The sequence below is a fragment of the Mesorhizobium sp. BH1-1-4 genome (genome assembly GCF_020165665.1).
GTDB lineage: Bacteria > Pseudomonadota > Alphaproteobacteria > Rhizobiales > Rhizobiaceae > Mesorhizobium.
Genome location: NZ_JAIUIN010000009.1, coordinates 220,381 through 237,007, shown reverse-complemented (window position 1 = coordinate 237,007; position 16,627 = coordinate 220,381). Strand labels below are relative to the sequence as shown.

19 protein-coding genes are annotated in these 16,627 nt (G+C 64.4%); 14 read left to right on the top strand and 5 right to left on the bottom strand.

All coding sequences use genetic code 11. The features are described 5' to 3' along the window. From LB569_RS18175 to LB569_RS18165, 3 genes are all read left to right on the top strand, one after another. Positions 1-317, top strand: a 317-nt coding sequence (locus tag LB569_RS18175) for a helix-turn-helix domain-containing protein (RefSeq protein ID WP_318013122.1), incomplete at its 5' end; no start/stop codon positions are given. Between the two features lie 369 nt (positions 318-686). Continuing rightward, complete coding sequence (locus LB569_RS18170) at positions 687-2,522, top strand: DUF882 domain-containing protein (protein ID WP_224693464.1); 1,836 nt, start codon at positions 687-689, stop codon at positions 2,520-2,522. A 285-nt stretch (positions 2,523-2,807) separates the two neighbouring features. Next, on the top strand, positions 2,808-2,996 hold the full coding sequence (locus tag LB569_RS18165; RefSeq protein ID WP_224539091.1) for a hypothetical protein: 189 nt from the start codon (positions 2,808-2,810) through the stop codon (positions 2,994-2,996). A gap of 224 nt (positions 2,997-3,220) precedes the next feature. Here LB569_RS18165 and LB569_RS18160 read toward each other — a convergent pair whose 3' ends face one another. After that, complete coding sequence (locus LB569_RS18160) at positions 3,221-4,105, bottom strand: AraC family transcriptional regulator (protein ID WP_224693489.1); 885 nt, start codon at positions 4,103-4,105, stop codon at positions 3,221-3,223. Between the two features lie 69 nt (positions 4,106-4,174). Between LB569_RS18160 and LB569_RS18155 the strand changes: the two genes are divergently transcribed. Further along, entirely contained in the window at positions 4,175-4,831 is a 657-nt protein-coding gene (locus LB569_RS18155; protein WP_224693463.1) for an SDR family NAD(P)-dependent oxidoreductase, read from the top strand. Positions 4,832-4,843: 12 nt separating this feature from the next. On the opposite strand, the gene LB569_RS18150 is transcribed toward LB569_RS18155, so the two are convergent. Continuing rightward, on the bottom strand, positions 4,844-5,482 hold the full coding sequence (locus tag LB569_RS18150; RefSeq protein WP_224693456.1) for a 2-dehydro-3-deoxy-phosphogluconate aldolase: 639 nt from the start codon (positions 5,480-5,482) through the stop codon (positions 4,844-4,846). 202 nt (positions 5,483-5,684) lie between these two features. Here LB569_RS18150 and LB569_RS18145 point away from each other — a divergent pair, with 202 nt between their 5' ends. The 3 genes from LB569_RS18145 (at position 5,685) to LB569_RS18135 (ending at position 8,531) form a co-directional block, all read left to right on the top strand. After that, the gene (locus LB569_RS18145) at positions 5,685-6,617 is read left to right on the top strand and encodes a rhodanese-related sulfurtransferase (RefSeq protein WP_224693454.1); all 933 of its coding nucleotides are present in this window, start codon (positions 5,685-5,687) and stop codon (positions 6,615-6,617) included. 116 nt (positions 6,618-6,733) lie between these two features. Next, positions 6,734-7,474, top strand: coding sequence for a tellurite resistance TerB family protein (locus LB569_RS18140; protein ID WP_224693451.1), 741 nt, complete (start codon positions 6,734-6,736; stop codon positions 7,472-7,474). 301 nt (positions 7,475-7,775) lie between these two features. Next, positions 7,776-8,531, top strand: a complete 756-nt coding sequence (locus LB569_RS18135; protein WP_224693450.1) for an SDR family oxidoreductase — start codon at positions 7,776-7,778, stop codon at positions 8,529-8,531. Between the two features lie 33 nt (positions 8,532-8,564). Here LB569_RS18135 and LB569_RS18130 read toward each other — a convergent pair whose 3' ends face one another. After that, positions 8,565-8,939, bottom strand: coding sequence for a YciI family protein (locus LB569_RS18130; RefSeq protein ID WP_224693449.1), 375 nt, complete (start codon positions 8,937-8,939; stop codon positions 8,565-8,567). Positions 8,940-9,079: 140 nt separating this feature from the next. Beyond that, positions 9,080-9,976 carry a LysR substrate-binding domain-containing protein gene (locus tag LB569_RS18125; RefSeq protein WP_224693447.1) on the bottom strand — a complete coding sequence of 299 codons (897 nt, stop codon included), beginning with the start codon at positions 9,974-9,976 and terminating at the stop codon, positions 9,080-9,082. Positions 9,977-10,095: 119 nt separating this feature from the next. Here LB569_RS18125 and LB569_RS18120 point away from each other — a divergent pair, with 119 nt between their 5' ends. Genes LB569_RS18120 through LB569_RS18110 form a run of 3 tightly spaced genes read left to right on the top strand, consistent with a single transcriptional unit; the run spans position 10,096 to position 12,366 of the window. Continuing rightward, positions 10,096-10,932: a transporter substrate-binding domain-containing protein gene (locus tag LB569_RS18120; protein WP_224539075.1), complete on the top strand. Its 837-nt coding sequence runs from the start codon at positions 10,096-10,098 to the stop codon at positions 10,930-10,932. Between the two features lie 10 nt (positions 10,933-10,942). Beyond that, complete coding sequence (locus LB569_RS18115) at positions 10,943-11,620, top strand: amino acid ABC transporter permease (RefSeq protein WP_224539073.1); 678 nt, start codon at positions 10,943-10,945, stop codon at positions 11,618-11,620. Then, positions 11,620-12,366, top strand: a complete 747-nt coding sequence (locus LB569_RS18110; RefSeq protein ID WP_224539071.1) for an MBL fold metallo-hydrolase — start codon at positions 11,620-11,622, stop codon at positions 12,364-12,366. Before LB569_RS18115 ends, LB569_RS18110 begins: the two co-directional genes overlap by 1 nt. A 3-nt stretch (positions 12,367-12,369) precedes the next feature. Here the strand turns inward: LB569_RS18110 and LB569_RS18105 are convergent, their stop codons facing one another. Next, complete coding sequence (locus LB569_RS18105; protein ID WP_224539069.1) at positions 12,370-13,554, bottom strand: pyridoxal phosphate-dependent aminotransferase; 1,185 nt, start codon at positions 13,552-13,554, stop codon at positions 12,370-12,372. An 83-nt stretch (positions 13,555-13,637) separates the two neighbouring features. Here LB569_RS18105 and LB569_RS18100 point away from each other — a divergent pair, with 83 nt between their 5' ends. The 4 genes from LB569_RS18100 to denD all read left to right on the top strand — a co-directional run bounded on the left by LB569_RS18100 (position 13,638) and on the right by denD (position 16,605). After that, positions 13,638-14,324 carry a GNAT family N-acetyltransferase gene (locus tag LB569_RS18100; RefSeq protein WP_224539067.1) on the top strand — a complete coding sequence of 229 codons (687 nt, stop codon included), beginning with the start codon at positions 13,638-13,640 and terminating at the stop codon, positions 14,322-14,324. Between the two features lie 14 nt (positions 14,325-14,338). Next, the gene (locus LB569_RS18095; protein ID WP_224539065.1) at positions 14,339-15,313 is read left to right on the top strand and encodes a cation diffusion facilitator family transporter; all 975 of its coding nucleotides are present in this window, start codon (positions 14,339-14,341) and stop codon (positions 15,311-15,313) included. Positions 15,314-15,402: 89 nt separating this feature from the next. Continuing rightward, positions 15,403-15,615: a hypothetical protein gene (locus LB569_RS18090; protein WP_027043097.1), complete on the top strand. Its 213-nt coding sequence runs from the start codon at positions 15,403-15,405 to the stop codon at positions 15,613-15,615. 12 nt (positions 15,616-15,627) lie between these two features. After that, entirely contained in the window at positions 15,628-16,605 is a 978-nt protein-coding gene (denD, locus tag LB569_RS18085) for a D-erythronate dehydrogenase (RefSeq protein ID WP_224693445.1), read from the top strand. Positions 16,606-16,627: the final 22 nt, after the last annotated feature.

The following is a 16,627-nucleotide window of genomic DNA, read 5'->3' as shown; positions in this document are numbered from 1 at the left end:
CCCGGGGCGGGGGGGCGCCGCGGGCGCCGCGCGACGAGGACATCGTGCCCGACGAGACCGATTCGACGGCTGTACGTGAACAGCCGGTCGCCTCGCAGCCTCGCTTCGGTACGCTGCGGGCGCTCGACGAGCGCGGCAATGTGCGGGCGCTGGCCGATGTCGAACTCGAAATGATCAGGCTCGCCATCGACCACTACAACGGCCAGATGAGCGAGGTCGCTCGCCGGCTCGGTATCGGCCGCTCGACGCTTTACCGCAAGCTGAAGGAATATGGCATCGACCCGGAAACCGGCCGCGTCGACAGGCTTGTTTCCTGAGCCGCAAGGCCGGGACCAGTTTCCTCTGTCACGACATGGCGCCGACGCCGGATTATGGCGGCCGGACGGCGGCGCTCGACAGGCCATTGTTCACGCATTGAGGCCGATGGTAACAGATCGTGTTCGGTCAAGGTCGGAATCATGATCTAAACCAGCGGTTTACCAAGAAACCTTGCGGACAATTTTTGACGGGATATCGCCATGGTGTTACCGCATTTCGGCTTCAATAAGCGATGATTAACCATTAGGATCGATATTCGGATGTGATAACGACACGTCCGTTTGGGCAAATCCGGGGACAAACGGCAGCCTGCAAGGCCTTTTGATTTGAACAGAATCGAACGACTCACAAACGGGCGGCACCATCATTTGAGCGTCTGGCCGAGATGGCTGGCGGCGGTGATTGTCGCATTTGGTTTTGTTGCCGCGGCCGCCACGGGCGCCCATGCCGAAGTTCGTTCGCTGAAGCTCTACCATCTCCATACGCACGAGAAGGCCGAGATCGTCTACAAGCGCAATGGCCGCTACGTTCCCGAGGGCCTGCGCAAGATCAACATCATCCTGCGCGACTGGCGCCGCAACGAGCCGACCAAGATGGATCCGCGCCTGCTCGACCTGGTCTGGGAAGCCTATCGGGAAAGCGGCGCCACCGATTATATCCAGGTCGTCTGCGGCTATCGCTCGCCGTCGACCAACTCGATGCTGCGCAGCCGCAGCCGGGGTGTCGCCGAGAAGAGCCAGCATATGCTGGGCAAGGCGATGGATTTCTATATTCCCGGCGTGCCGCTGAAGAAGCTGCGCAATATCGGCCTCAAGATGCAGGGCGGTGGCGTCGGCTATTACCCAACCTCCGGTTCGCCGTTCGTCCATATGGACGTCGGCAATGTGCGCCACTGGCCCGGCATCAGCCGCCAGGAACTGGTCAGCCTGTTCCCCAATGGCAAGACGCTGCATGTGCCGAGCGACGGCCGGCCGCTGCCGGGCTACGAACAGGCCCTGGCCTCCTACAAGTCGCGCAAGGGCACTGGCACACCCAATATCGAACTGGCCAGCGCCGGCGGCAGCGGCAAGAAATCCGGTGGCTTCCTGTCCGCCTTCTTCGGTGGTGGCGGCGACGACGAGGCCGATGACAGCGCCGATGTCGAGACCGCTTCGGCTGCCCCGGCGCCCAGGGCTAAAAACCTGAAGCCGGTCGCGACCGCCAAGACCAGCAACCTGCCGGGCATCGCTATCGTCGCGCCCGAGAACGCCCAGCGCGCGAACATTCCGCAGATTGCCGACGAGCAGGCTCCGGAGCCGGAGAAGGACGCGCCGGAGACGATCATCGCGGCGCTGCCGGCCAAGGAGATCCCGCTGCCCGATTTCGCGCCGCGGCCGAAGGCCGATGTCGGCGCACAGACGCCTGAAAACGTTCCCTTCGCCACGGCGGATGCGACGGCCACCACGGAACAGGCAGTGGCGACCGCGCAGGCGCCGGCCAACATGCCTTTCAGCAAGGCTGATCCGGCAGCGCTGGCCGCGGCTGCGGCCGCCGATCCGGCGCAGGTCGCCGTCAACAACATCCCCTTGCCGACATGGCGTCCCGAACGCACGCTGCCGGCGGATCTCGCGCCGCCGCCCAGCAAGGATGTGCTGATGGCGCTGGCCGATACGGCTGATCACGGCAAGACCGCGACGGATGCGTTCTCCATACTGCCGAGCGCGCGTCCCAAGCCGGACGCCGTCAAGGCCGTGCTCGACGAGGCCAATGCACAGGTCGGCAATGGCGACGAGTATCAGCTCGCCTCCTTGTCCGCGGAACCGCGCTCGGCGTTCAACGATCCGTCCGGTGTCGATGCCGCTTCGCCGCGCCAGGCCGTTGCAGCCCGTCCTGCCGGTTCCGATCCGGCCGCCGCGATCGGCGCCGGTGTGAAGACGACCCGCAAGGAAGCCAGGGCAACCATCCGCGACCAGAAGCCCGGCCCCAGGGCCGTGGTGGTTGCCGCGGCACCGCAGGCGGCCCGCTGGGCGCTGACCAGTGGCGAGAACGTCGCCACCGTTTCCAGCGCGACCACCGCGCCGGGTTACGCCTACAACATCGTGCATACACCGCCGAGCGAGGTCTATACGGCCGGCTTCCAGTCGGGCAACCAGATGGCCGACGCCAACCGTTTCACCGGCAATGCCGTCAAGTTCATGTCGGTCGCCCGCTTCCAGACCAAGTAGCGCACGGACCAGACCATCGCTGAAGCCGCGCCGGGCGACCGACGCGGCTTTTTGCTGTCCGGAGGCGCGATGCGCGGGGTTCTTTTGTATCACTCGCGGGAGCGCGCCTGTCGGCCCGGCTGTGATGCCGGTCAGGCGAGGGCGACGCCCGTAACCGGACGATCGTTGCGGGAGAAAATCGGCGGAAGGCCGGCGAGGATCACGCGCGGCTGAACTTCTCGTGAAGCCGGAACGGGCCACCCCGTTTCCGGGTTAAGGTGGGTACGTTCCAACCTGGGGATATTCATGAAGAAGATCTTATTGGCGACAGCTCTAACGCTGGCGGCTGCCTCGGCCGCCATCGCTCCGACGCAGGCGGCAACCGTCGTCGTCAAGACCAATGACCACATGCATGCCAAGCACTGCAGGACCAAGGTGGTCACGCACTGGAGGCATCACCACAGGGTGATTGAAAAGGTCAGAGTCTGCAACTGACCCTTGCTTGAAGGGAAAGCAATGCGGCCCGGTCGGCGAAGGTTCGGCCGGGCCTTTTGTGAGCCCCTTGGATTTCTAGAGCGGTTCAGCGTTTGATAGATCGCCGAACCACTCCAACTTTTTGTCTTACGCAATTCCGGACGGAAAACCGTTACACACTTTTCCTGGGATTGCTCTGAGCAAGTCGCGTCGAAACGAATTCCGCGCCGCGCTTTCGACGTGCATTAGTCCACCTCAAGCGCGGCTGCTTCGCCTCGCGCCAGCAGCCGCGCGGCGTCACGCGCGGGCGGCAATCCGAATTGGCGGGCATATTCGCGGGTGAACTGCGAAGCGCTCTCGTACCCCACCTCAAAAGCGACGCGCGCGGCGTTGCCCGGCTGGGCGATCAACAGATGGCGCGCCTCCAGCAGGCGGACCTGCTTCTGATACTGGATCGGGCTCATCGCTGTCGCCGCCTTGAAGTGGCGATGAAAGGCGGCGTTGCTCATATGGGCCAGGTCGGCCAGCTGTCGCACCTCGATAGGCTCGTTGTAATGCGTCCGGATCCACGCCGTGGCGCGGCGGATCCGCGACAGGCGGCCGTCGGCGCGGGCAAGCTGGTGCAGCTTGCCGCCTTGCGGACCTTGCAGCAGCCGAAACAATATCTCCCGCTCGATCATGGGAGCGAGCACGGAAATCTCGGCGGGCCGGTCGAGCAGCCGCAGCATCCGGCGCCACGCATCGAGCAGGTCGTCATCGGCCAGGCAAGTCACAAAACCGTCGCCACCGACCGCCGGCTCGTGGTCGATGAGCAAGGTGGCGATCGATCCGACATCAAGGGCGAAACCGATGGCCAGGTAAGGGCAGGCAGCACTTGCTTCGATCAGCTGGCTGGTGGCGGGCGTCTCGACCGCGTAGACGAAATAGCTGCCGGCCTCATAACGGAGCGTACGGTCGCCGAGCAGCACCGATTTCGCGCCCTGCAGCACGAACAAGGCCGTTGGCTGACAAAGCTCCGGCAGTGGTGGCGACGGTATCTCGCTGCGGCCGATCGTGACGCGGGGGATCGCCGTCCGTGTCCGTCGTCCATGCGCGTGGCGGGCTGCGATCGCGATCAATTCCCGAAGCATTTCGTTCATCGTTTCAGCATTGCCCATCCACGGGTAGAGCGCAACCAAGTGAGAGTTTTAGGCAAGAGCATGAGAGCTTCCGGCGCGCGAAGCAGGCCGGCTTGCGTCATTTCTGGGATCAGGTTCGACGTCGAATGGCTCGAACTCGACGTCACCAGCGACGAAAGCGTGGCCGCCGCCGCCAGCGTCGTCGCGGCAAGGGCGCCCAGCCTCGATGTGCTGGTCAACAATGCCGGCATCGCGCCCGGATATGTCGATGCGCTCGCTCCGGACGGCCGCTACGGGCGGCTGCCGAGCCAGGAGAACATTGCCGATATGAAGGCGACCTATGATGTCAACGTTTTCGGTCCGATCCGCGTCACCCAGGCGTTCCTGCCGTTGCTTTCGGCAGCACCCGGAGCCCGCATCGTCATGCTGAGCAGCAATCTCGGTTCGATCGCGCGCGCGTCCGACAACCTCGCTGAAAACCAGTCACCCAATATCATGGGGTATGGCAGCTCCAAGACTGCGCTCAACGCCATCACCGTGGCGTTCGCCAGGGAACTCGCGCCGCGGGGCATCAAGGTCAATGCCGCCGCGCCCGGCTATACAGCGACCGATCTCAATGGCGGCAAAGGCTACCGCACGGTGGAGCAGGCAACCGAGATCGTCGTGCGGCTGGCAACGCTGGATAGTGATGGCCCGACAGGTGGATATTTCGACGACAACGGCCCACTGCGCTGGTGAACCCGAGGGGGGTTATTTCCCGAGCTTGCTCGCGGCCCGTGCGAGCGCCTCGATCTCGTCCCACTTGCCGGCCTTGACCAGTTCGTCGGGTGCAACCCAGGAGCCGCCGACGCAGACGACGTTTGGCAAAGCGAGGTAGTCGGCGGCGTTCTTGCCGGTGATGCCGCCGGTCGGGCAGAATTTGATGTCCGCCAGCGGCGAGGCGAAGGCCTTCAGCGAGGCGATGCCGCCGGACTGTTCGGCCGGGAAGAATTTCAGGAAGCGCAGGCCGGCCTCGCGCGCGGCCATGATCTCGCCTGGCGTGATGGCACCGGGCAGCAGCGGAACCTCGCTGTCGGCGGCGGCCGCCAGAAGCTGGCTGGTGATGCCGGGGCTGACGATGAAGCGCGAACCGGCGCTGGCTGCCTGGTCGAACTGCTTGCTGTCCAGAATGGTGCCGGCGCCGACGATGGCTTCCTCGACCTCGCCCGCCACGCGCCGGATCGCTTCGAGCGCATCCGCGGTCCGGAGCGTGATCTCGATCGCCGGCAAGCCGCCGCGCGCCAGAGCACGGGCCAGCGGCACCGCATCGGCAACGTTGGCGATCTTCAGCACCGGAATGACCGGCTGGCCATTGAGGAGCGACAGGAGTTTTTCGGTCTTGGTCGGCATCTGTCTCTCCTTGTCGAGGGTCGCATCGAGGGAATTTCAACCGATTAGCAGACGAGTATTGCCCTGTCCACGGAGCCGGTCGCGTCGCGATGTCACGCGGTGCCGTCGAGCTTAACGGTTATTCGCCGACAGGGCCATGACAAGGCAGCCCGAACCCGTTTCGCCTTGAATCGGCTTCCGCGAGCGTCTAGGTGCTCTGGCAATGACAACACCGCCCGCGCCATCCCAGCCAGTCCGCGTCGCCGCGCTCTATCGCTTTGCCCGGCTCGACGCCTTCGAGGCGTTGCGCGCGCCGCTCGCGGCCTTCTGTTGCGGGCGCGGCATCAAGGGCACGCTGCTCCTGGCGCATGAGGGCATCAACGGCACCGTCGCCGGCAGTGGCGAAGCGATCGCCGCGCTGATCGACCATATTGAAGCGATCAACGGCCTGTCGGGTCTCGAAGTGAAGTACAGCGACGCCGCGGCCATGCCGTTCCATCGCATGAAGGTGCGGCTGAAGCGTGAGATCGTCACCATGGGGGTCGAGACCATCGACCCGGCGACAAGCGCGGGCACCTATGTGGAGCCGGGCGACTGGAACGCGCTGATCTCGCAACCCGATACGATCGTCATCGATACACGCAACGCCTATGAGGTCTCGATCGGCACTTTCAAGGGTGCGGTCGATCCGGCGACGGCGAGCTTTCGCGAATTCCCGGCCTGGGTGGAAACACACCGCACGGAGCTCGAGGGCCGCAAGGTGGCGATGTTCTGCACCGGCGGCATACGCTGCGAAAAGGCGACGGCCTATGTGAAGTCGCTCGGTTTCGAGGACGTCTTTCACCTCAAGGGCGGCATTCTCAAATATCTCGAGCAGGTCCCGGCCGAGCAGAGCCTGTGGCAGGGCGAGTGCTTCGTCTTCGACGAGCGGGTTTCGGTGTCACACGGACTCGCCGAGGGCGACGCGGAATTGTGCCGCGCCTGCCGCCATCCGCTGACGCAGAGCGAGCTGACGTCGCCGAACTATGCCGCCGGGGTTTCCTGTCCGCATTGTTTCGATGCCCGCTCGGACGAAGACCGCAAGCGCTACGCGGAGCGCCAGCGGCAAGTGGAGCTCGCGCGAGCCCGGGGCAGGGGTCCGCATATCGGATCCTGATCGAGGCGCCGCGGCCGGCAAAGCGGCCGCGTGTCATTGCAATGTCAGGTTTCGGGACCTACGTCTTCGGCGTTCGAAACCCGCCCGTTCGGCCGGGCAAATGCTGGAGGCACTGAATGTTCGATCCCAAGAAGCTTCTCGACGATCTGCTCGGCTCGCAAGTTCCCGGCACCAGCGGCACGGTCCGCGACACGGCCGGACAAGCGGTGCGGATGGCCAAGGACAATCCGCTGGCCGCCGGTGCGCTGGCCGCGGTGCTGCTTGGAACCGGCGCTGGCCGGCAGGTGACGGGTGCCGCGGTGAAGCTCGGCGGGTTGGCCGCCATTGGTGGCCTCGCCTACAAGGCCTATCAGAACTACAAGGCCGGCAACGCACCCGAACAGGCGCCCACGACCGGCGAGCCGGAATTGCTGCCGCCACCCAAGGACACGGCCTTTCACCCGTCGCAGGCGCCGCAAGGCGAGGATGAGTTCACGCTGACCCTGGTGCGGGCGATGATCTCGGCGGCCAAGGCCGACGGCCATGTCGACGACGAGGAGCGCCAGAAGATCGCCGGCAAGCTCAGCCTTGCCGGGATCGGCACCGGTGCGGAAAAATTCCTGATGGCGGAGCTGGAAAGCCCGCTCGATCTCGACACGCTGGTGGCCGGCGCCAGGACCGATGCGCAGAAGCTCGAGCTCTATACGGCGTCTCGCCTCACCATCGATCCCGACACGCGCGCCGAGCGTGGTTATCTCGACCTGCTTGCCGGCCGGCTTGGCCTGCCGGATGCGCTGGTCGACCATGTCGAGGCGACGGTTTCGGCGGCCAAGGTGCCAGCGGCACAGGCTGGGACCTCACCAAACCCGCGCTGGTAGGTCGAAACGGGACAGGCGGGTCTTTCCAGCGTTAACCTTTCGTTAACTCAGGAAGCGCATGATTCTAGACAGTCGGATCGGCTTTTCCTCCTCCCAAGCCCGGTTCAGATCAGGGCGGTCGCCAATGACCGCCCTTTTTGTCGGCCCTCGCCGGACTTCCTCCAAAGACGCGGTTCCACTTTTTCGAGCGCAGGCGCCCGTGGCCCCGCTTGCCATCGCCGCCGTCATTTGCGATGCCTTCTCCCGAGCCAAATCCTGAAAATCAGTCGGGCACGCACGGCGCTGCCGGAGGACATCTGCCATGACCGAGCAAAAAACCGCCATCGTCACCGGCGCCGGAACGGGTATCGGCAAGAGCGTCGCCACGGCACTGCTCAAGGCGGGCTGGAACACGGTGTTCTGCGGGCGTCGCAAGCCGGTGCTGGACGCCGCGATCGCCGAGATCGGACCGACCGAGGCGAGGGCGTTGGCGGTTGCCTGCGACATCAGCAAGGCCGCCGAGGTCGACGATCTGTTCGAGACGGTGGCGGAGGCGTTCGGCCGCGTCGACCTGCTCTTCAACAATGCCGGCATGGGCTACAAGTCCACGCCGATCGACGAGATCCCGGTCGAGGTGTGGAACGATGTCGTCGGCGTCAATCTCACCGGTTCGTTCCTGTGCGCGCGCGCCGCCTTCGGCGCCATGCGCAAGCAGAAGCCGATGGGCGGCCGCATCATCAACAATGGTTCGGTGTCGGCCTACGCGCCGCGTCCGGGCTCCGTGCCCTATACGGCGACCAAGCACGCCATTACCGGGCTGACCAAGACGCTGGCGCTCGATGGCCGCCCCTATGACATCGCCTGCGGCCAGATCGATATCGGTAACGCGCTGACCGACATGGCGCAGCCGATGACCGTCGGCGTGCCGCAGGCCAATGGCTCGATCGCGGCCGAAGCGGTGATGGATGTCCAGCGCGTCGCCGACGCGGTCGTGCACATGGCCAACCTGCCGCTCGACGCCAATGTTCTGTTCATGACGGTCATGGCGACCAAGATGCCGTTCGTCGGGCGTGGGTGAGCAGCAGGTACTGGCAGCGCGTTCGCCCGAGCCTTATTTTCCCGCCAGAGGCACGCCGGGCTTGAAGAGCAGAATAGGCCTGATCTCGTAAACGGCGGTTGGGTTGACACGACGCAGGTCGCGGGCGATCGCTATCGCGTCGTCCCTGGTGTCACAGTCGACGACATAGAGACCGAGCAACTGTTCCTTGGTCTCGGCGAAAGGCCCGTCGATGATCACACCGTCGCCCGGGCCGCGCAAGGTGCAGGCATCCCGTGTCGTCCCCAGACGCGCCGACGGCCCAAGCGTGCCTTCCGCATGAAGCCTGGTGTTGATCTTGAGCAACTCGGCCATCAGCGCCGCGTCTTCCTGCGGCGTCAGTGCCTCGATCGCGTCTTCCACGTGATAGGCGAGGATTGCGTAAAACATCCGAGGTCCCTCATTCCGGTCCTGATCCGGGGAAGTGGTAGCCGTTTTCGGCATGACCGCCCAGCCTCGGCCACGCGCCTCCCGACGGCTCATGACACCATCTGGCGGTTGACGCGAGAGGCGACGATGATTGCCGGCGATCAGCCCGATGGTCGTGACGCCTCGTCGATGAGCCAGTCGACAAACCGGCCTATCAACGGATTTTCCAGGCCTTCCTCGCGGCATATGCAGTGATATTGGGGAGCTGACGGCACGCTGAGGGCCAGGGGCTGGACGAGGCGTCCCTCATCCAGATCCCTGAAGGAGATGATGCCGCTGGTGAGGGCGACGCCGTGGCCGTCGCGGGCGGCCTGGAGCACCATGGCGAAATTGTCGAAATAGATATCGGATTCCACGAAGTGCGGCACGCGCGCCTCGTTCAGCCAACGCCGCCACTGGCTGCCGTCGTCCTCGTGCAGCAGGCGGTGGTGCAGCACGTCGCGCGGCTCGCGAATGGCGTGCGGGCCGCGCAGCAGTTGCGGACTGCACACAGGGGTCATCGGCAGGCCCTGCAGCAGCCGCCACCAGAATCCCGGCCAAGGCGGATTTCCATAGACAATGGCCACATCGACTTTCCGCCAGTCGATCTCCTCGAACCTCACCGCCGTCAGCATCTGCATGCGGATGTCCTGGTTCTCGTCGAGGAAGCGGAAGATCCTCGTCGCCAGCCAGGTCGTGGCGAAAACAGAGGGTGCCGAGACGCGCAGCGTCGCCTTGGTGGCGGCGCTGTAGGCGTTCGCCGATATCTCGCGGATGGATCCTGATATCTGCTGCATGGCGGCCGCCACACTCTTCTGCAACGCCGCGCCGCGTTCCGTCAGCACCTGGCGGCGTCCCTGTTTTTCGAACAGGTCGATCCCTAGCGACAGCTGCAGGGCGCGCAATTGCTGGCTCACCGCCCCCGGCGTCACATGCAGTTCAGCCGCCGCCGCCGCGATGTTGCCGAGGCGCGCCACACTTTCGAAGACACGAAGCGAGTGGAGGGAGGGCAGGGCCATCTGGACGCCAATAATTTAGAAAAACTGTCGGATTTCCCCCTTAAAGATTTAGCTTGTTTGACAGAATTCCGCAACATACCGTCGCGGTCAACGTACAAAAACAGACAGGGGAACCCATCATGAGTGCCATCCGACCTTCAATTTCGGCCGTCGCCAAAGTTGCTCTCGGCATGCTGATCGCCTGCGTTGCGGCGCCGATGGCGCGGGCCGCGGACACCACCCTGGTGCGCGACGGCGTGCTCAACGTCTGCACCGGCGGCGACTTTCCACCCATGCAGTATTACGCCAATCCCGGAGACGAGAAGCTCGTCGGTTTCGAAGTCGATGTCGTCGACGCCATCGCCAAGCAGTGGAACGCCACGACGAAATATGTCGTGGGCGATTTCAAGGGTCTCTTGCCGTCACTCGGCGCCGAGCGCTGCGACCTCGTTGCAAGCGGTATCATGGTGACCAAGGACCGGCTCAAAGCCTATGACGCGGTCCCCTATTTCATCTCCAACGTCGTGATGGTCACGGCAGCATCGGATGCCGAAACCAAGTCGCCGCTCGACCTCGGCGGCAAGGTGCTGGCGATCGAGGCGGGTACCACCTATGAAAAGACGGCCGCGGATCTTGACGCCGAGCTGACGAAGGCCGGCAAGCCGCCGGCGCAGATACAGACCTATCCCTCGGCCTCCGCCGTCATCGAGCAGATCCTGGTCGGCCGGGCCGCGGCCACGATCACGCAGGACACGACGGCCGCCTTCCGCATCAAGCAGATGCCCGGCCGATTGCAGGTGCCGTATAATTATGGCGACGGCGAAACCTACGGGATCTATCTGAGAAAGGGCGGCGACAACCGCGCGGCATTGGTGAAAGCCATCGAGACGCTGCAGGCCAGCGGCGAGATGAAGACGCTGCTGCAGAAGTGGAAGCTTCCCGAGACCGCCACCGACGTCAAGCACGCGACTGAGTGAGGCAAAGGCGGTGTTCGACGGCAAGCTCTTCCTCACCGCACTGTTCGGCTGGCCCCTTGCCAAGGGGGCATTGCTGACCTTGCTCCTGTCGGTGCTGGTGATGATCGTCGCCCTGGCGGTGTCGATGGTCACCGCGGCGCTGGCGACGTCGAAACGGCGCTGGATACGTTTCCTGATCGCCGCCTTTGTCTGGCTTTTTCGTGGGGCACCGGCACTGCTCGTGCTCCTGTTCATCTGGAACGGGTTGCCGCAGATCGCGGCGATCTTCCGGGCAGACTGGTTCACGCCGTTCATCGCGGCCTTTCTTGCCCTGACGCTGATCGAGATCGCCTACCTTACCGAGATCCTGCGCGGCTCCTATGCTTCGATCGGCAAGGGACAATCGGAAGGGGCGGCGGCCCTTGGCCTGCACCGGGGCCAGATATTCTTCCTGATCATCCTGCCGCAGGCCATTCGTGTTGCCCTGCCGGCGCTGGTCAACGAGTTCATCTCGCTGCTCAAGGCAACGTCGCTGGCGACGGTCATCTCGCTGAAGGAACTGATGACGGTAACCCAGTTCGCGATCGCTACCAGCTTTCGTTTCCTGGAATGGTATGGCGCCGCGCTGATCTACTACATGTCCATCGTCTCGGTTCTGACTGTGCTGCAGATGCGGGTCGAGCGCATTCTGGCGCGGGGCCATCGGTGATGCCGGGCACTGGACCCGGCGGCCCCAGCCGTGCCGCCGGCTGGTTTTCAAGCGAGGATCTGGGCGGCGGCATCACGCGGCTCTGGGAGCCGCACGTCCATTCCTTTTTCAGGAGCAACATCTTTCATCTCCGCGGGCGCGACGTCGATCTCGTCATCGACGCCGGCATGGGGCTGGTGCCTCTCAAACCGCTGTTGAACCTGTCGCGTGGCAAGCCGGCCCTGGCCGTTGCAACGCACATCCATGTCGATCATGTCGGCGCGTTGAGCGAATTCGAGACGAGAGCCGGCCACCGCGCGGAGGCTGCTTTTTTCGCGGACATGGCCGATGAACACACACTGGCTCACCTTTTTCGCGCGCAACCGGAGGCCGTCGGCAGGTCACCAGGCGTGACATGGTCGCCGCTGCGTTTCCGGATCAAGCCGGCGCCGCTAAGCAGGATTCTGGACGAGGGCGACAGGATCGAGACCGGGGACAGGTCGCTTCGCATCCTGCATCTGCCGGGTCATTCGCCTGGATCGATCGGGCTTCTCGACGAAGAAAATGGCGACTTCTTCGCCGGAGATGCGATTTATCGCGGACGGCTGATCGACGATCTTCCAGGATCGGACGTGCAGTCCTACCGCAACACGATGCGGCGGCTTTTGCAGATCGAATTCAGCCGTGCCTATTGTGGACATGGCGAGGCGATCGACCAGGAGGAGCTGCGGTCGATCGCGAGAGCCTATCTCGATGGGACGAGCTGAAGCTCATTTCGCCAGAAACGCTCCGATCCGCTCCAGCGCGCGCAGGATGTTCTCCTCGGAATTGGCGTAGGAGAGCCGGATGTAACCTTCGCCGAGAATGCCGAAATCGGGGCCGCCGATCAGCGCCACGCCGGCCTCGTCAAGCAGAGCCGAGGCGAGTTTCTTCGCCTTCCAGCCGGTCTTCGACACGTTGGGGAAGGCATAGAAGGCGCCCTTGGGCGTGATGCAGGAGATGTTTGGCAAGGCATTCAGGCCCTCGACCACGATCTTGCGGCGGTTGTCGAAGGCGCGCATCATCCTGTCGACATCGTCCTGCGGGCCGTCGATCGCCGCGATGCCGGCGAACTGGCTCGGCGCGTTGACGCAGGACCAGCAATTGACCGCCAGCTTGCGCACCTTGTCGTAGAGATGGGCGCCCTTTTCGCCGTTCGGCCAGATCGACCAGCCCATGCGCCAGCCGGTCATCGCCCAGGTCTTGGACCAGCCATTGAGCACGATCAGCCGGTCGCGGATCTCGGGAAAGCCGAGCAGCGAGCAATGGGTCTCGCCGTCATAGGTCATGACATCGTAGATCTCGTCGGACATGATGGCGACATCGGGATGCTTCTCCAGCCCCTTGACCAGCTTCTCGATCTCGGCGCGCGGGGTGACGCCACCAGTCGGGTTGGCCGGCGAGTTGAGGATGAGGAGCCTGGTTTTCGGGGTGATCAGGGCCAGCGTTTCCTCGGCCGAGAAGGCAAAGCCGTTTTCCTCGCGCATCGGCACGGGAATGGGTGCCGCACCCGTGAATTCGATCATCGAGCGATAGATGGGAAAGCCCGGATCGGGGTAGAGGATCTCGGCGCCCGGCTCGCCGAACATCAGGATGGCGGCGAACATGGTCGGCTTGCCGCCGGGCATGATCATCACCGCCTCCGGCGAGACCTCGACGCCGGTGGTGGTCAGCGTGCGGCGCACCACTGCCTCGCGCGTCGCCAGCAGGCCGTTGGCCGGCGTGTAGCCATGGTGGCCGTCACGCAAGGCCTTGATCGCGGCTTCCACGATGTGCTGCGGCGTCTTGAAGTCGGGCTGGCCGATGCCGAGGTTGACGATGTCGCGGCCCTGGCTCGCCAGCGCCGTCGCCCGCGCCAATACCGCGAAGGCATTTTCCTCGCCGAGACGGTCGAAGGCCGAAATCGTGTGGAGCATTTTTCCCGTCCGTGTGGTTCTTGCTGTTGGGTCGCGTTTTTGTGAGCCTTGGCCCGCAAAAGTCAAACGGATTGGAGCTTTCGGTGTCGGAAAATCTTGCGAATTGGCAGCCACGCCCGCGACCCGAGCGCAAGGCGATCGACGGCCGCCATGTCAGGCTCGAGCCGCTGAGCGCGGCAAAGCACGGCGACGGCCTCTATGAAGCGTCTTCCGTATCCGATGTCGGTGGTCGCTTCGCCTGGCTGCCCGACTATCCGCCGGAGACGCGCGCCGCCTTCCAGCCCTGGCTGGACAAGGTCGAGGCCAGCGAGGATCCGTTGTTCTTTGCCATCATCGACAAGGCCAGCGGCAAGGTCGCCGGACGCCAGACGCTGATGCGCATCGATCCCGCTTATGGGGTCATCGAGATCGGCAACATCTATTGGGGACCGCTGATCTCGCGCAAGCCGGCGGCGACGGAAGCGCAGTTCCTGTTCATGAAATATATCTTCGACGAACTCGGCTATCGCCGCTACGAATGGAAGTGCAACAACCGCAACGAGCCGTCGAAGCGTGCCGCGGAGCGGTTCGGCTTCAAGTTCGAGGGCATCTTCCGCCAGCATCTCATCGTCAAGGGTGAAAACCGCGACACCGCGTGGTATTCGATCATCGACAAGGAATGGCCGGCTCTGCGCCAAGCCTATGAAGCCTGGCTCGATCCGGCCAACTTCGACGCCAATGGCCAGCAGAAACGCCGCCTGGAAGATTTTCGCGCGGAATTGGGCGCGTAACAGGAGTTTACTATTTGGCCCATAGCCACGATCACAGCGGGCACGACCATGGCGCTGGTCATGTGCATGGCTCGACCGACAAGAAACGCGTCCTGATCGCGGCCTGCCTGACCGCCGGCTTCATGGTTGCCGAGGCGCTCGGCGGCTTGCTGACCGGATCGCTGGCGCTGTTGGCCGACGCCGGCCACATGCTCGCCGACGCCATCGCGCTCGGCCTGGCCTGGTATGCCTTCCATCTGGCGGACCGGCCGGCGACAGGCCAGCTCACCTACGGCTTCGGCCGGGTCAAGACGCTGGTGGCCTACACCAACGGCATCGCCATTTTCGTCATCGCGCTGTGGATCGTCTACGAAGCGTGGGATCGCCTGCTGACACCGGCGCCGGTGCTGGGCGGACCGATGCTGGTGGTGGCGATCCTCGGCCTGCTGGTCAATATCGGCTCCTTCCTGGTGCTGCATGGCGGAGATCGCGACAACCTCAACATGCGCGGCGCCATCCTCCATGTGCTTGGCGACCTGCTCGGCTCCGCCGCCGCGATCGTGGCCGCGCTGGTCATCCTGACGACCGGCTGGACGCCGATCGACCCGATCCTGTCCGTGCTGGTCTCGCTGCTGATCCTGTCGACCGCCTGGTCACTGATGCGCGCCGCGGCCCACGTCCTGCTCGAAGGCGTGCCGCCAAGCCTTGATCGCGACCTGATCGCCAGTGACATCCAGGGGGCGGTCCAGGGCGTGCGCGAAGTGCATCATATGCATATCTGGTCGCTCGACGGGACAAGCAGCATGGCGACGCTGCATGCCTGTCTCAACGAGGGCGTCGATGCGCATCAGGCGGTCAGCGCCATCAAGAAGCGGCTTGCCAGCGAACACGGCATCAGCCATGCCACCGTGGAACCGGAATTCGGCCGGTGCGCCGACGAGGGCGACGACCACGAGCATGAGCATGAGCATGAGCATGGTGCGGCCCCGCATCATGGCCACTATCACTAGGCCCGATCGATGCCCATTGACCGGATCTGCCCCAGGAGTTCTCCAGCGTTGAAACTCAGCCCGATGAATGACCGCCGCTCCGGTGCGGCATGATGGACCGTGACACACGCAACGCGGCCATCGCGGCGGTCTGGATCATGCTTCTGTTCGGCATTGCCGCTTTCTACCTGCCGACCGTGATGTTGGCGCTCGGCAGTTTTTCGACCGTGCTGGCGGGTATATTCGGCACCGTCTTCGTGCTGGCATTTTTCTTGGTGTTCTGGCTGCGCGCGCGCACCCAGCGCAAAAATCAGGGCAAGTAAGGGATATCGGACATGCGCATTCTGATCACCGGCGCCGCGGGCATGGTCGGCCGCAAGCTCATCGCCCGGCTGGCCAAGGACGGCACGCTGCGCGGCAAGAAGATCACCGCGCTCGACCTGCACGACATCGTGCCGCCGCAGGCGCCTGAGATAGACGGCGTCAGCGTCGCACTGCACACCGGCGACTTGGCCGAAGCCGGCGCCGCCGAGAGCCTGGTCGCGTCGCGCCCCGACGTCGTCTTTCACCTCGCCGGCATCGTCTCGGGCGAGGCGGAAGCGAATTTCGACCTCGGCTACCGCGTCAACCTCGACGGCACGCGCGCGCTGTTCGACGCCATCCGCCTGGCCGGTTTTGCGCCGCGCGTTGTCTTCACTTCGTCGATCGCGGTGTTCGGCGCACCGTTCCCGGATGTCATTCCCGACGAATTCCATCCGACGCCGCTGACCTCCTACGGCACGCAGAAGCAGATGAGCGAGGCGCTGTTATCAGACTATTCCAGGCGGGGCTTTTTCGACGGCATCGGGATCAGGCTGCCGACGATCTGCGTGCGGCCCGGCAAGCCGAACAAGGCGGCCTCCGGCTTCTTCTCCGGCATCATCCGCGAACCGTTGAGCGGGCAGGAGGCGATCCTGCCGGTGCCGCGCTCGGTCGTGCACACCCATGCCAGCCCGCGCTCGGCGGTCAATTTCCTGATCCATGCGGCCGGCATCGACGGTGCCGCCGTCGGGCCGCGCCGCAATCTGACGATGCCGGGTGTCGCCGTCAGCGTCGGCGAGCAGATCGAGGCGCTTGAACGCATCGCCGGATCGAAGACGGCAAGCCTGATCCGCGAAGTTCCGGACGAGACGATCTGGGCGATCGTCCAGGGCTGGCCGACCCGGTTCGAGGCGCGGCGCTCACGCGAACTCGGCTTCAGCGCCGAGGCGAGCTTCGACGAAATCATCCGCGCCCATATCGAGGATGAGCTCGGCGGCAAGATTCCCGGTTAGAGGTCCGCAGCCATCCGTTCGA

What these genes read in the sequence shown, in the direction of transcription:
- LB569_RS18165 (WP_224539091.1), top strand. Translation starts at nt 2,808, where the DNA reads ATGAAGAAGATCTTATTGGCGACAGCTCTAACGCTGGCGGCTGCCTCG.
- LB569_RS18160 (WP_224693489.1), bottom strand. Translation starts at nt 4,105, where the DNA reads ATGCTTCGGGAATTGATCGCGATCGCAGCCCGCCACGCGCATGGACGA.
- LB569_RS18155 (WP_224693463.1), top strand. Translation starts at nt 4,175, where the DNA reads ATGAGAGCTTCCGGCGCGCGAAGCAGGCCGGCTTGCGTCATTTCTGGG.
- LB569_RS18150 (WP_224693456.1), bottom strand. Translation starts at nt 5,482, where the DNA reads ATGCCGACCAAGACCGAAAAACTCCTGTCGCTCCTCAATGGCCAGCCG.
- LB569_RS18145 (WP_224693454.1), top strand. Translation starts at nt 5,685, where the DNA reads ATGACAACACCGCCCGCGCCATCCCAGCCAGTCCGCGTCGCCGCGCTC.
- LB569_RS18140 (WP_224693451.1), top strand. Translation starts at nt 6,734, where the DNA reads ATGTTCGATCCCAAGAAGCTTCTCGACGATCTGCTCGGCTCGCAAGTT.
- LB569_RS18135 (WP_224693450.1), top strand. Translation starts at nt 7,776, where the DNA reads ATGACCGAGCAAAAAACCGCCATCGTCACCGGCGCCGGAACGGGTATC.
- LB569_RS18130 (WP_224693449.1), bottom strand. Translation starts at nt 8,939, where the DNA reads ATGTTTTACGCAATCCTCGCCTATCACGTGGAAGACGCGATCGAGGCA.
- LB569_RS18125 (WP_224693447.1), bottom strand. Translation starts at nt 9,976, where the DNA reads ATGGCCCTGCCCTCCCTCCACTCGCTTCGTGTCTTCGAAAGTGTGGCG.
- LB569_RS18120 (WP_224539075.1), top strand. Translation starts at nt 10,096, where the DNA reads ATGAGTGCCATCCGACCTTCAATTTCGGCCGTCGCCAAAGTTGCTCTC.
- LB569_RS18110 (WP_224539071.1), top strand. Translation starts at nt 11,620, where the DNA reads ATGCCGGGCACTGGACCCGGCGGCCCCAGCCGTGCCGCCGGCTGGTTT.
- LB569_RS18105 (WP_224539069.1), bottom strand. Translation starts at nt 13,554, where the DNA reads ATGCTCCACACGATTTCGGCCTTCGACCGTCTCGGCGAGGAAAATGCC.
- LB569_RS18090 (WP_027043097.1), top strand. Translation starts at nt 15,403, where the DNA reads ATGATGGACCGTGACACACGCAACGCGGCCATCGCGGCGGTCTGGATC.
- denD (WP_224693445.1), top strand. Translation starts at nt 15,628, where the DNA reads ATGCGCATTCTGATCACCGGCGCCGCGGGCATGGTCGGCCGCAAGCTC.